The organism is Paenibacillus sp. P2(2022) (assembly GCF_029522175.1).
In the GTDB taxonomy this organism is placed as follows: domain Bacteria; phylum Bacillota; class Bacilli; order Paenibacillales; family Paenibacillaceae; genus Paenibacillus; species Paenibacillus polymyxa.
The window spans coordinates 12,812-25,737 of record NZ_JAKWFI010000017.1; the positions used below are offsets into that span (position 1 = coordinate 12,812).

General features: G+C 45.9%; 15 protein-coding genes and 1 riboswitch. Of the genes, 7 read left to right on the plus strand and 8 right to left on the minus strand.

Annotated elements, in window-relative coordinates; all coding sequences use genetic code 11:
* Positions 1 to 16: 16 nt before the first annotated feature.
* Complete coding sequence (rluF, locus tag MMB75_RS25120) at positions 17 to 718, plus strand: 23S rRNA pseudouridine(2604) synthase RluF (protein WP_045245398.1); 702 nt, start codon at positions 17 to 19, stop codon at positions 716 to 718.
* 136 nt (positions 719 to 854) lie between these two features.
* Here the strand turns inward: rluF and motB are convergent, their stop codons facing one another.
* Positions 855 to 1,682, minus strand: a complete 828-nt coding sequence (motB, locus tag MMB75_RS25125; protein WP_016818543.1) for a flagellar motor protein MotB — start codon at positions 1,680 to 1,682, stop codon at positions 855 to 857.
* Positions 1,675 to 2,469, minus strand: coding sequence for a flagellar motor stator protein MotA (gene motA, locus MMB75_RS25130; protein ID WP_013368736.1), 795 nt, complete (start codon positions 2,467 to 2,469; stop codon positions 1,675 to 1,677). Before motA ends, motB begins: the two co-directional genes overlap by 8 nt.
* Before the next feature lie 187 nt (positions 2,470 to 2,656).
* Here motA and MMB75_RS25135 point away from each other — a divergent pair, with 187 nt between their 5' ends.
* Both MMB75_RS25135 and MMB75_RS25140 read left to right on the plus strand, forming a co-directional pair.
* Positions 2,657 to 2,950, plus strand: coding sequence for a hypothetical protein (locus MMB75_RS25135; RefSeq protein WP_028542600.1), 294 nt, complete (start codon positions 2,657 to 2,659; stop codon positions 2,948 to 2,950).
* Between the two features lie 117 nt (positions 2,951 to 3,067).
* Complete coding sequence (locus MMB75_RS25140) at positions 3,068 to 3,367, plus strand: 4a-hydroxytetrahydrobiopterin dehydratase (protein ID WP_007428083.1); 300 nt, start codon at positions 3,068 to 3,070, stop codon at positions 3,365 to 3,367.
* A gap of 78 nt (positions 3,368 to 3,445) precedes the next feature.
* Here MMB75_RS25140 and MMB75_RS25145 read toward each other — a convergent pair whose 3' ends face one another.
* From MMB75_RS25145 to MMB75_RS25160, 4 genes are all read right to left on the minus strand, one after another.
* The gene (locus MMB75_RS25145; protein ID WP_016818545.1) at positions 3,446 to 3,952 is read right to left on the minus strand and encodes a GNAT family N-acetyltransferase; all 507 of its coding nucleotides are present in this window, start codon (positions 3,950 to 3,952) and stop codon (positions 3,446 to 3,448) included.
* 302 nt (positions 3,953 to 4,254) lie between these two features.
* Positions 4,255 to 4,755 carry a C40 family peptidase gene (locus MMB75_RS25150; protein WP_016818546.1) on the minus strand — a complete coding sequence of 167 codons (501 nt, stop codon included), beginning with the start codon at positions 4,753 to 4,755 and terminating at the stop codon, positions 4,255 to 4,257.
* A 5-nt stretch (positions 4,756 to 4,760) separates the two neighbouring features.
* A riboswitch (cyclic di-AMP (ydaO/yuaA leader) is annotated at positions 4,761 to 4,898 on the minus strand.
* 276 nt (positions 4,899 to 5,174) lie between these two features.
* Entirely contained in the window at positions 5,175 to 6,002 is an 828-nt protein-coding gene (locus tag MMB75_RS25155) for a hypothetical protein (RefSeq protein ID WP_016818547.1), read from the minus strand.
* Between the two features lie 11 nt (positions 6,003 to 6,013).
* Complete coding sequence (locus MMB75_RS25160; protein WP_016818548.1) at positions 6,014 to 8,026, minus strand: M1 family metallopeptidase; 2,013 nt, start codon at positions 8,024 to 8,026, stop codon at positions 6,014 to 6,016.
* A 124-nt stretch (positions 8,027 to 8,150) separates the two neighbouring features.
* On the opposite strand from MMB75_RS25160, the gene MMB75_RS25165 reads away from it, so the two are divergent.
* The 3 genes from MMB75_RS25165 (at position 8,151) to MMB75_RS25175 (ending at position 10,028) form a co-directional block, all read left to right on the plus strand.
* Positions 8,151 to 8,657: a YwhD family protein gene (locus MMB75_RS25165; RefSeq protein WP_016818549.1), complete on the plus strand. Its 507-nt coding sequence runs from the start codon at positions 8,151 to 8,153 to the stop codon at positions 8,655 to 8,657.
* Between the two features lie 348 nt (positions 8,658 to 9,005).
* Entirely contained in the window at positions 9,006 to 9,512 is a 507-nt protein-coding gene (locus MMB75_RS25170; protein ID WP_016818550.1) for a PTS sugar transporter subunit IIA, read from the plus strand.
* A gap of 165 nt (positions 9,513 to 9,677) precedes the next feature.
* Positions 9,678 to 10,028, plus strand: a complete 351-nt coding sequence (locus MMB75_RS25175) for a YunG family protein (RefSeq protein ID WP_016818551.1) — start codon at positions 9,678 to 9,680, stop codon at positions 10,026 to 10,028.
* Positions 10,029 to 10,395: 367 nt separating this feature from the next.
* Here the strand turns inward: MMB75_RS25175 and MMB75_RS25180 are convergent, their stop codons facing one another.
* Entirely contained in the window at positions 10,396 to 11,208 is an 813-nt protein-coding gene (locus MMB75_RS25180) for a pentapeptide repeat-containing protein (protein ID WP_016818552.1), read from the minus strand.
* An 89-nt stretch (positions 11,209 to 11,297) separates the two neighbouring features.
* Positions 11,298 to 11,690: a VOC family protein gene (locus MMB75_RS25185; RefSeq protein WP_016818553.1), complete on the minus strand. Its 393-nt coding sequence runs from the start codon at positions 11,688 to 11,690 to the stop codon at positions 11,298 to 11,300.
* Positions 11,691 to 11,812: 122 nt separating this feature from the next.
* On the opposite strand from MMB75_RS25185, the gene MMB75_RS25190 reads away from it, so the two are divergent.
* The gene (locus MMB75_RS25190) at positions 11,813 to 12,850 is read left to right on the plus strand and encodes a hypothetical protein (protein WP_016818554.1); all 1,038 of its coding nucleotides are present in this window, start codon (positions 11,813 to 11,815) and stop codon (positions 12,848 to 12,850) included.
* The last annotated feature ends 76 nt before the right edge of the window (positions 12,851 to 12,926 follow it).

A 12,926-nucleotide genomic window follows, 5' to 3' on the forward strand; every position in this document is an offset into this window, starting at 1 on the left:
ATGGAGGGTACACAGGTTGCGCATTAACAAATTTATCAGCGAAACTGGCTTTTGCTCGCGCCGGGAGGCGGACAAGCTGGTAGAGAGCGGCCGCGTGACGATTAACGGCGAAGTGGCCGTGCTGGGCAGTCAAGCGGAAGAAGGCGATGATGTTCGTGTGAACGGCAAGCCACTGCGCGATAAGTCCGATCACGTCTATATTGCATTGAACAAGCCAGTCGGCATTACTAGCACGACAGAGAGTCACATTAGAGGCAATATTGTCGATTTTGTGGGGCACCCGCAACGGATATTCCCAATTGGACGCTTGGATAAGGATTCGGAAGGTCTCATTTTATTGACCAATGATGGGGACATTGTGAATAAGATTTTACGGGCAGAAGGCAAGCATGAGAAAGAATATATGGTAACAGTGGATCGTCCAGTCACACCATCCTTTGTGCAGGGGATGTCCAGCGGTGTGAAGATACTCGGTCATCGGACGCTGCCCTGTGAGATAACACGTGTATCTGAGTATGTATTCCGTATTATTCTGACAGAAGGGAAAAATCGTCAGATCCGACGTATGTGTGCTGCCTTCGGTTATGAAGTTAAAAAACTGCAGCGCCTGCGAATCATGAATATTCGATTGGGGTCCCTTCAGAAAGGCGCCTGGCGCGATTTAACAGAGGCTGAAAAGCTGGAACTGGGCCAGATGCTTGATTATACGCTTAGCTAAGGCCAGAGGCCTTCTTATAGCCTTCAGCGCTGGGTTCTCCTATATGGCAGGGCTAGACAACAGGAATCACTAAATCAAAAGGCACCAGCTGCATAAGAAATGCGGCGGTGCCTTTGTTCATATAACATATTCATGATCAACCTTCATTCGAGCTTGAGGTAGGACTAATAACTTGTGTACCGTTCTGATATTTGCGAAGAACGGAAATTTCGACACGACGGTTTTTGGCGCGTCCTTCTCCAGTCTGATTGCTTGCCAATGGTCGATACTCGCCATATCCGATGGATACAAACTTGGTAGGATCGAGCTGCGGATTGAGCAGCAAAATACGCAAGAAATTGAGCGAGCGCTTGGCACTCAAATCAAAGTTGGACGGGAACTGACTATTGGAAATAGGTACATTGTCGGTATGACCGGATACGATAACATCATAACCAGGAAACTGCTGGAGCATGCTGGAAATGGATTTGGCTAGCTTTCTCGCTTCCGGCTTTACTTCGGCCTGCCCGGATGAAAACAGGGCATTATCACTAATGGTGATCATCAGCTGAGATTGGTTCAGCTTGGTGTTCAGTAGAGTGGACAGGCCGTTATTTTGAATATACTGATCCATTTGTTTTTTAAGCTTCTTTAAATCTTCTTCTTCCCGCTGGGCGAGTTGCTTCTGCAGATCAGAGGTAGAAGTGGCTTTTGATTTTAAAGGTTGCGATACCTCTTCTTTATTTTTGCCCATATCCATGGATTGTGACGACGGATTCGCGGCCGAGTGATCCAGCACGCCAGTACCGCCACTAAAAGCTGAACTCAAGGATTGAGCCATAGTTTCAAATTTTTTGGCATCGAGCGAGCTCATACCGAATAAGACAATGAAAAGAGCCAACAGAAGGGTCATTAAGTCGGAATATGGCAACAGCCAGCTTTCGTCAGCATGCTCTTCATGCGGTTCATGTCTCTTTTTACTCACTGGAATCGCCATCCTTCTGGGTCATCGAAGCCCGTTCGGTTGGAGTTAGGAAGATTGCTAGCTTTTGGCTGATGGCAATCGTCGAGATACCGGATTGAATCGAAAGCAGACCTTCGACCATCATTAACTTAAGTTCCACTTCTTTTTTGGATAGCCGTTTCAGCTTGTTGGACATTGGATGCCATAGGACATAACCTGTAAAAATACCGAGCAACGTTGCAATAAAGGCGGCCGCAATGGCATGGGACAGTTTTTCCATGTCACTAAGGTCGGCTAGAGCGGCAATCAGACCTACAACCGCACCGAGTACCCCGAGTGTTGGAGCATACATACCGGCTTGGGAGAAAATTAGTGCGCCTGCGCGGTGTCTATCTTCGGTAGCGTTAATGTCTTCCATCAGAACATCGCGTACGAACTCCTGATCATTACCATCGATAATCATACGCATACCGCCGCGCATAAAGGGATCGTCGATCTCTTCGACCTTGGATTCCAGCGCGAGCAGACCTTCACGACGGGTAATGGATGCCCATTCAGTAAATGTACCGATAAGCTCCTTGCGATCCAGCAATTTCTGCTGGGTGAAAATAATTTTAAACAGCTTTGGCACCCGTTTCATGTCATCCATCGGAAACGCCATGAATATACTTGCTGCTGTTCCGACGAAAATAATCATGTAAGCAGCGGGATTATTGACCAGATTGACGACTGGCGCGCCCTTCAGGATCATCCCGACGACCAGTGACAAAAGCCCGAGCACAAGTCCAATAATGGTTGTAATTTGCATGATACACCTCATCCATGAGAATAGATTTTGAATCCTTTCATGCCGCATGGGTCGTCCTTGCCCCAAGCGCGTCATTATGAGACGGATTATAGTATTTATCGACAAAACTCTCTTTTTTGTTAAGGGCGAATTTCCGGTATAATAAAGTGATTATGTATTGAATCGCTGAACCACTGGAGGAAATAGCATGGGAGTAAAGCATGGGCGCGAGTATGAACAAATTTTGAACGATTTGACAGAGGCTGTGGGACGCATTCCAGATAGCTATGAATTTTTTGAAATGGAAGCAGAAGATTGGGACAGGCTGGACCCAGCGGGGCGCCAGGAAGTCAATGAGGCTTTGGCAGAAGACTTATTTTATGCACTGGGCACAGAACCTATAATCACTGTAGGCAGCGGTGTTGTGATTTATGAGCCGGAGCAGCACCGGATCTATGTACTCATCGGGGATGAGGAGCTGACGTCGGTCCCATTGATTTGATGGCCGTCTTATGGATTTATCAACGGGGCCGTGGTAATATGTACACCAATATATCGTAGTTTTGGCCGCATCTAAGCGGCTGAAAGGCTTCCGTATAAACGGGGAGGAGTTCGTAACATGCCTTTTACACAAGAAGAGATTGAAGCACATCTGGAGAAGCTGGAGGGCTGGGAACTGGAGGAAGGACGTTGGATCGTTCGGAAATATAATTTTTCCAGTTTTATGAAAGGAATTGCCTTCGTGGATGAAGTTGCCGCTATATCTGAGGCATTTAATCACCATCCATTTATTACGATTGATTACAAGACCGTGACTCTGCGTTTGACCTCCTGGGACGATGGCGGTATTATGGCCGTAGATATTAAGGAAGCCCAACAATATAATGAAGCTTTCGAAAAAATGCGCAGCAGTCATTGAGTTTGTAATGATCTGTCGTATATATGAAGAGCGCCTTCGCTATACAACATCGCGGTTGTATAGTGAAGGCGCTCTTATTTATAGAACCCGATTCTGTTGTTCAGGACGATATACCATACAATGGAACGGTTTTCTGCCATCTGGAGTCTGGCGTTCATAGGTATCCGTCAGCTCAAATCCAGCTGCCTTGTAGGCTCGGATAGCCCGCTGATTCCAAGTGAGAACCTCTAGGTCAATTTCATTCTGCGGATGCCGCCGTCTGGCTTCCTCGGCAATGGCCCGGACAAAATCGGAGCCTGTGCCATGTCCGCATCTTTCGGGATGCATTCCAAGACCCAGCCGGGTCACACCGACCATAGGGAAATATTGAGCAAATCCCGTCAGCTCATTCTCTTCGTCCAGGACCGCAACATATTGCTCTTGGCGAAGCGTGGGACTTCCAAATTCGACTTCAAGTGCCTTCATTTGTTCCCAGGGAAGCCAGCCGTATATGTTGTAGGGGGGATCATAGCGCCACTCACAGATTTCAGCCGCTTGATGCTCGTCCATCGGTACGATCCGGTAGTTGGATATTGAGGCCGGCACTTTTCCATTCCTCCTTATGCAGGTACTTCAATCATTAACCACAGATTGTAGACAAGTTGTAGGAGAATGGCAAGCGTGTTTATTTCGTACCTAAGTCGGGTATACATTCAATAAGAAGGATTTACTGCTCATATGCTCCCCCAGCGGTGACGGTAAAACCGACGATGTTCGCTAAAATTGAAACCTTTTGAGGTGTCAGTTCGTCAGTAATGATAATCATTGCGATGTAGTGGACATAAAAAACCGCAATTCGATTCCGGCCAGAATCAAATTGCGGCTAGGGTTAGCTTGCTGTGCGGTAGTTATTCTACGTTGTCGTCATCAGGAATATCTGAAGCTACAGAATGGTAAGCGTCTGTGCTCATAATTCTTTTTGCACCGACATAACGGTTAGCGTAATAATTTTCGTTCAGTGAGCTAACTACTACACCACGTGAAGTCGAGGAGTGGGCGAATTTCCCTTCACCTACGAAGATACCTACATGGGAAACGCCTCTTCCTGTGGTGTTGAAGAACACCAGGTCGCCTGGTCTCATTTCATCGCGGGATACAGAAGAACCCATTTTGAATTGTGATCCAGATTGATGCGGCAGTTTAATTCCCAGTTTGTTGAATACATACATTGTGAAGCCGGAGCAATCGAATCCCTCGAGTGTAGTGCCTCCGCTTCTGTAGTTCGTTCCTTTGGCATCTTGGATGACCTGGTCCATCTTAGAGTCTGCAAATGCACTGCTGCCACCGAATGTAAAAGATGTAAAGGCAATGGCGAGACCCATGGCTGCGATCGTTAGCTTCTTCTTCAAAAAAAATATACCCCTTCCAATGCCTGCGAGGTTAGCTTAAGGATTCGGTAGAAGGTTCCCCTATGACCACTCTGTTGCGAGATCAATTCACCCAAACTGGTTCCCCCGCTTCCTAGGTGCCAGGAATTAGGCTTAACTTAAGATGTGCACCTTGGAGAGCAGTATTCACGACAACGATGTTTTTAAGATAAAGGTTACAATAAAGATTACAAAGTTGTTACTATCAGTTCACTGCGATTATTGTAACAAAGACAGCAGGCTTTGGCAAATGTTTCATCGCAAAAAGTTACAAAAAAAATCTGTCCCTAACGCTCTAGGAACAGATTCTGTTAACAGTATTCAGTTATGTGCCGTTTGCACGGGAAAGAAAAAAGTTTTTTCGACAGCTGAAAATGCAGGAGAGAGGATATTGTGAGGGGTTAGCCTCTGCTGGAGATATCGATGTGCCATAGCCGATACTGTGAACTGATATGCCACAGCCTGACCAGACTGGTAACAAAATGATACGATTGCTGGAGAATCAGTGCCAACATACCCGTCCAAATCATCGCCACGGTGCCAAATAGACCGAAAACTAGCAACACACAAGTACCGAGCAACAGGGATACACCAACAGCCGGAAGAAGCTGGCGAAAGAAGGCGAGCAGGGAGGATAGTATGGTGTGACCACTGACAGTGCCCAACTGCATATACAGGATGCACTGCCGAATGACCCAACCGTAAGCTATCCACCCCATGGCATAGGGCAACAAATGTAGCAGGTAAGAGGAAGATTGCAACGTTCCTACTACAATAGGATAGAGTCTCGGTACCACCCAAAAGGCGGGAAGCAGCAGCAAACCCAACTCGATGATGTAATACAATAGCGATGACATACCGTGGCGTTTCATCCCCTTGAAGAAGGACAGGCTTTGCGGTTCAGACGCATCGGTATGCAGGCTTTGATATATGCCAGCTCTAATGAAGGGAGTGATTAGTATGCGCAATACGGTCGCCCCTAGTAATATCCACAAGTACATATGTACTTCCCGGCTGTCCATCAAGGCGATCTGGCCCTCCATCCAAAACAAGGTCTTTCCCAGTTCGTTTTGGCTCTGATCAGGATAACGTAGCAGCAGCGGGATAACGGCAGACTGTACCAGCCTATAGAGAAATACTCCCCACAGCAGACGATACAGAAATAAAATGATAACGATATAAAAGCGTATGCGTACCAGCGCCCAGCCTTCTTTTATAACAGTCCGCATCTATAGACACCTCACCATGACAGACTTCCAAGCAGTGTCTCCAACAGCTTGGTTACACTTACACTCCAACGGGTTTGTTGTTTTTCATCCAATTCAGCCTTCAGGCTATTATTAATATGCTTGTTCTCCAGTGCAATAGTGTATAGAGGATCTACAGTCACATAGGACACGGGGGAAGCGCTTTTGAGTCGGAAAGTTGTACTTTTGCCCGCACCATCCCATGCCTTGAATATCGTTGTGCCATCCTTGAAGGTAAATTGAACAGGGATTTTGGGATAATCTGCTCCTTTTTTGCTGAGCGTCACGACTGCTTCGTATCCATTCTCCAGCTTGTGGTTCATGATGCGATCGACTGAAAAATCCGCCATCTGGCCGTCATATACATATTGTTCAAAATAGTGGCTCCATGATCGTCCGGTCACTCTCTCCACGACATGTTGAAAATCCTGTGAGGTCGGATGCTTGAATCGATAAGTCTGGACGTAGGTCCGCATAATCCGGTCCATTTTTTTCATACCCACCTGACGCTCAATACCTCGTAGTACTAATTTACCTCGTGAATAGGCATTTTGCGCATACTCAGCCGCCGATCCGTACTTCCAGGATTCGCGGTTTAGCGGCTGTGGGGAAGCTACCTGTCCCGATTGTAATGGCAAGTTGGGGGTAAGCCCATATTCTTGTTCCATGAGCCGTTCCTCTGCATAGGAGGTGAAGCCTTCATCCAGCCAAGGCTCCTCAAATTCATTGTTGGCTACCATTCCGTAGAAATATTGATGCCCAATTTCATGAACCAGCGTCCGTTCCAGATTATAGCCAGGATTCAGTTGGTCCGCAGCTGCGGCCGTGATGAGTGTCGGATATTCCATGCCGCCGGCTCCACTGCCTGTTTTGGGTGGAACGACGATGGATAGAGTGGAATATGGATAAGGCCCGTACCATTTGCTGTAGTACGAAAGGGCAGCCTTGGCTGCGCTCATGTAACGTCCTTTGAGTTCCTTATGGGACGGGTCCAGATAGAGCTTGATTTTGACACCAGGAACCTCAGTAGAAGAGAAGGGTTCTTCTACGGCTACAAAGTTGGGTGAAGCAGACCAGGCAAAATCGTGTACATCATCGGCATAAAATTGATATATTTTCTGGCCGTTCTGTCGTACTGCACCACGGGTGGGAAAACCGGTCGCTGCTACGATGTGTGTTTCAGGCACCCGAATCCGTATACTGTAAATTCCAAAGTCGGCATAGAACTCGGAGTTGCCATGGTACTGATGGAGGTTCCAGCCCTCTTCGGCGCGTCCACGTTGTCCTGCAGTCTCATAGACGCTGAGCTTTGGAAACCACTGTCCAGCCATTACAAAATCATCTGTCGCACCCATACGAGCAAAAATGCCAGGCAGTTTGACTTCAAACTTCATATATAGTGTGATTTCTTCGCCACCTCGTACCGGCTTGGGTAGACGCACCTTTATGAGCGAACGGTCGCTTGCGTTACCGTCATCTGGTTGTACATATTGAGTGCGGTGCATGAGAGATAAACCGTCTTCTGTTTTTAGTTCGGTCAGCGTCATGGAGCCAAAGCCATCCTTAGGCATGGTGTCTCCGCGCAGCTTTCCGCCGGATTCTTTCATAAAGGTGGTTTCCATGGAAGAGAAGGCATTCGGGTATAGATGAAGATACAGATCATTCACAGTTTTCTTACCCGGATGCCTCCAGGTCAGTGTCTCAGTGCCTCGCAAAACCCGTCCTTTTTCCAGAGATACATCAATGTGATATTCCACCACCCGTTTGCTGAGAATTTCCGAAGCGGGCTGTGGAGGGTTCTTGGGCAGATCGGGCATGATGTTGGCCCCTAGAGGCTTGCCCATATTTGGCGCAAGCGCAGACTCAGACTCGGAGCCGTATAGTGGTTTGCCTGCGGACTGAGAGACGGATTGCGATTGGGGTTGCCAGGCAAACCATAACGTCCCTGCGAGGAGTCCGAGGGCTAGTGTGGACAATAAAACGATTTTGGTGCGTGCTGGGGTCATACAATGGATACCTCCCGTTGACAAGCATCTACAGCATGTATATGTTTGCTTTCGGGAGATTATTAGTTAAAATATTTATAGTGTAGAATGAGTGTGAAGACGGAAATTGGAGGTCTAGTGACGCATGAGTGAAAATCAACCGGACGGCAAAAAGCAGATTGCACTGAATATTGTCAGTGGCAAGAGTAAACATAAGGGCTTCGGCGCAGGCTCAATCGACCTGAACAGCATGTCCCCGGTCATCATTGACCGCGGAGAGGCGAAAATTGATGTCGGTGCCATGCATGCCAAAAGTAAAGTAGAACGTGGAATCAAGTTCTCTACGAATAAAGAGGACGTACCGAACGGACGCCAGGTATGGCTGGTATGGGTAGCTGTGGACCGTACGCCCGAAGGACGTATGTATGGTGGCGCGACGGCCTGCGAGATGCTGATTGACGACGAAGCCAAACGCGGCTGGAAAATTCTTGCCGATCATGTTAATCGTATGGATTATGCACTCAAGCGCCGTTTCATGCTGGATGATCTCGGCAGCGAAGATAAAGCAGCGCTCAGAAGCCTGCTGATTTCACATAATCAGGAATGGTGGGACGCTTCGCCTGAGGAATTGAAGCAGGCGCTGGAAGGGTAAGCCTAGCGTTAACGAAGTAACAGTATTGTAGAAAAGCAGCCACTGTAGGCTGCTTTTTCCTGTAAGAAGAACCGAATTGGAATCTCTATTTAAGCTCTATGATGCCTTCAATTGTTAGTTTTCTGACCTCATAAAATATGTACCGGACAATAAAATAGTAGTCTACTTCCTTTTCATGTAAGTTATGAACATCATCGCCTTGACATCATGGAAAGGCATTCACTATAATTCAAATAGAAATCGGTTTCAATCCGGTTTTTATTTAATTCGTGGAACCGGTTCCTAAAAAGATGAAGTTTTTTCCTATCGCTGTTTATGAATGTAATCTCTAAATAAGGTGGCATCGTTATGTTTAAATGGTTGAAAAAGAAGGCGGCTCCCCGTATTGAACAATTCGACATGGTAGCGCCGGTTAAAGGAAAAGTGGTTTCTCTGGAAGAGGTTCCAGATCCTGCATTCTCGACAAAAGCTATGGGGGATGGCATCGCTATTCATCCGTCTGAGGGTAGGGTCACCGCTCCTTTCGCGGGAAAAGTTGCTCATGTTATGGAGAAAAGCAAACACGCTCTCATTATTGAACATGAATCTGGCGTACAAGTTTTGATACATGTCGGCATTAATACCGTTTCCCTCAAAGGACAGGGATTTAATCCTAAAGTTCAAGTAGGAGATAGCATTAAAGCAGGGCAATTATTGATGGAATTTGATCTAGATGCAATTCAACAGGGTGGATTACCTGTAATTACTCCAGTAATCGTTCCAGACGGGCAAGATATGATCAGCCATGTCGAAATACTGGATAATCCATCTGCTTCTCCAGATGTACCTGTATTAAGAGTTCACTTGAAAGCATAGTTAGCATTTTTGTTTTCTACTATCATGCTCATAGAAAAAATTCTTTGAATGTAAAGGTAAAATATGTAGAAGAAGACTAACCAGGAGATCTTGGTTGGTCTTTTCTTTTAATAAGTAAGTCCAGTTTAGGATAATGTAGAATGGTTGTGAAAGGGGAAATGTATATTGAATGCAAACCGTATTTTAAAATTAGAAAAGGCGTTGTTTCAGGCTTGGTCTTTGGAGTCTAGCTCTAAATGGACAGCCAAGAATCCTGCCGCCGGACAATGTGGTGTCACAGCGCTTGTCGTTCAGGACAGGCTTGGTGGTGATATTTTGAAGACATGGCTGGACAGCGGCTGGCATTATTACAACCGAATCGGTGAGGATATTATAGATTTTACGGAGTCACAATTTTCAAGCCTTCCACAGTATCAGCATGTACAATCCAACCGGGAAGAAGCATTTTCAGACACCAACGCAGAGCAGTATGCAGCTTTAAGCCGGAGACTAGGGGAATCGTATATGGGTACATAATTAAAGCAACAAATTCGACTGGGCAAAGCTGGATATTAACTGCATACGAGGGGCCGGGTGGTCCAGCTATAGGGGGAGATACTGAGAAAGACTCTATAGCAGAAGTCGCGCAGGATTTGCTAAATCTTATTGAAGCCACAAAGCCAGCGAATTTCGAAGATATGGGCTATTATGAGGATACTGGATCTACTATTCGTTATGGATGTAAGGAACAAGTCTGTTTTATCAGGAAAGCACCACAGAGCCATATGCACCGGACGAGTGAAGTTACGGGGTGAACATTAAAATATCAGAAGTAGATCGGTACCTTGTCGAGGGCGGTCTACTTCTTTTTCGTTTAGGTAAGTATTGTTGCTTACGAATAAAACTAATGCAGCCAATGGCTGGGAACGCTTAGAGACGAGGGCAGCCTGGTCTTACAATTGCCTTTAGCCGAATTTAATTGCGCTTGTGTAAGAAAGATACTTCCCTCCAGATTAGCCCCACTTAAATCAGCATCTCTAAAGTCTGCCCCGATGAGGTCAGTCATGCTCAAATCAGCTTCTCGCAGGTCAGCAGCAATCAGTAGAACGCCTCTCAGGTTGGCACCTCTCAGATTAGCGCCTCTTAAATTGGCACCGATCAGGTCTCTACTTTTGATTTTTTTACTCAGTTTATGGTTCTCCATGTTTTTCTTACATTTTTCTCGCACTAACTCACTTGTTTGTACAAGTAAATCATTGACTAGCGCCCTATGGGTGGGTACATGAAGATCTATGAGGGATTTTGGATCTTGATCCGTAAGCTGCTCGGTTTTCGCCATTGCTTCTTGTAACTCGGTATAGATGGAGTGAGTTTCTTGTAAGCTGAGGGCTTCATTTAGGTAATAGAGCATTTCATAAAGCTGCTGCATGATGGGAAATAGATTGAACATTTCATCAGCTATTGCCGGGTCGTCTCGCCAGCTTTTTCCGTTGTATGTAACTTGGGAAATTCTTTGACCTGCCCCAAAGCAATCATATACTGTACAGCCTCGCAAGCCTTTATTCCTCAGGTTCTTATGAATGTCACAGCGATAATCCGCATTTAGATGTTGACAGGGAGTTCCTCCATCCTTGTTAAAGGCAAAATCAGCAGATTTGGCATAAGGCAAGGCGACACAGCATAAACCAAAACATTTTTCACAATCGGCAGTATACAATAAATACACATCCTTTTATTAGCACCTACTACATGTAATAATACCAAAAAAAGATGCAGGATGGTGTATTGCTAAGTAAAATAGGTCGATTACCCTTTTGCCAAATTCAATTGCCATGAAACACCGTATTTATCTTCGACCCAGCCAAACTGTTGGCTTACGGGCGAGGCTTCAAGGGGCATCAAAACTCGGCCTTCCTGAGATAGCTGACCAAACACACGATGAATTTCTTCTTCCGAATCACAAGTGACGAATAGCGATAAAGCTGGAGTAAAAGAGTGTTTGTCCTGATGGTTATAATCTATGGCCATAAAGGTTTGCCCTTTGAGGTTGAATACGGCATGTAACACGGTCCCATCTTCCTGATGAAAAATGCTCATGATACCAGACGGCTTAAATACAGAGGTATAATATTGCATGGCTTCCTCTGCTTGACCGGGGAACATGAAAAACGTTGTGATTTTTGGACTAGAATCCTGCATCAGATCAGCTCCCTTGAGTGGATTATAGATGATAACATTTTTTCTCTTTAGTAATAGAAATATTCATGATTAGAGAAGTACTTCATAAAGAAAGATAGGCATAACTGGGAAGGGGAAACCAGATGATAGATGCGACAGCAAAGCTTATTGAGATGGTGGGTTCAGGCAGGAAACTGGACGCCAGCATTATTTCGGCCTATACGGATGTAGTTGCCCAATACGGAACCGCGGAGGATGCTTGGGAGTTATATTGGCTTTTTGTAGAAGATCCTGATCACTATGTTAGGGGTTTGTTACTTGGGCCGATCATGAGATGCGGAGATGTTGCTCTGGCGCAGGATATGTACGAGCGTTACGTTCGAAATCAGACATCCCAGGAACATATACCTGATGGTGTGCTGCATGTGTTAGGTTATTTGGGTTATGTGGAAGCTGCGGCTGATCTCGTCGCATGGTTGAACGGGCCCTATGGGGCAGCATCCGTGGATGCTTGTTTGGGGCTCGTACATCTTCCATGCGAATCGTTTCGTGAACGATTGGCGACTGAATTGGAAAAAGCAGTAAATCAAAATCTGTTTAATGAATTCTTACCTCTACTGAGCTTTAAATGTACTACAGAGGATATGGTTCCGCGATTGGTGCATTGGGGAGAGCGGCATGCTTCCGTAGACTGTAATGCGGGAATTATTGCTGGAATTGCATTGTTTGGAGAAAAGCAGAAGGATACGATCCGATCTATTTTGTGGAATCCGCTTTGGGAGGCTCATGGAACGGCTACGGGAAGTTGTGTGTGGTCTTATATTGCTATGCAGCATGTAGGGTTGACCTTTAGAGAGCTTATTCAGGATATAAAAAGCTACGATGTATTCAAAGCAGGTGTACAGGCATTGGAGTACCGCTTGGATGTGTTATATGAAATGTTGGAACTAAAGCTCAGCTATAGAGCTCGGCCAATCCGGTTCGCTCGCTGTAACGAGGAATCATTTGCTCAAATCTATAGCGATTTGTTTAGCTGGTCGACGGAGCATAAGGATGACTCTATGATAGGTTGGATGAACGAACATTTGGGGTATGAGCACCGGTTGCTGGAACAGTATGATGAGATTAGGAAACGAGTCGAGATCAAAATGGTGCATGAAATTGAGCTGGAGCATGTCTAGACGGGGAGTTAACCGGGTTGAGATATAAGAAATTTTGGTATAAAAGGACGAAATGACGGAGTTTGGCGGCGATATA

Excerpts from the sequence above, each read along its gene's own strand:
- MMB75_RS25190 (WP_016818554.1), top strand. The coding sequence starts at position 11,813 with ATGATAGATGCGACAGCAAAGCTTATTGAGATGGTGGGTTCAGGCAGG.
- MMB75_RS25185 (WP_016818553.1), bottom strand. The coding sequence starts at position 11,690 with ATGCAGGATTCTAGTCCAAAAATCACAACGTTTTTCATGTTCCCCGGT.
- MMB75_RS25135 (WP_028542600.1), top strand. The coding sequence starts at position 2,657 with ATGGGAGTAAAGCATGGGCGCGAGTATGAACAAATTTTGAACGATTTG.
- motA (WP_013368736.1), bottom strand. The coding sequence starts at position 2,469 with ATGCAAATTACAACCATTATTGGACTTGTGCTCGGGCTTTTGTCACTG.
- MMB75_RS25170 (WP_016818550.1), top strand. The coding sequence starts at position 9,006 with ATGTTTAAATGGTTGAAAAAGAAGGCGGCTCCCCGTATTGAACAATTC.
- MMB75_RS25160 (WP_016818548.1), bottom strand. The coding sequence starts at position 8,026 with ATGACCCCAGCACGCACCAAAATCGTTTTATTGTCCACACTAGCCCTC.
- MMB75_RS25165 (WP_016818549.1), top strand. The coding sequence starts at position 8,151 with ATGAGTGAAAATCAACCGGACGGCAAAAAGCAGATTGCACTGAATATT.
- MMB75_RS25155 (WP_016818547.1), bottom strand. The coding sequence starts at position 6,002 with ATGCGGACTGTTATAAAAGAAGGCTGGGCGCTGGTACGCATACGCTTT.
- MMB75_RS25140 (WP_007428083.1), top strand. The coding sequence starts at position 3,068 with ATGCCTTTTACACAAGAAGAGATTGAAGCACATCTGGAGAAGCTGGAG.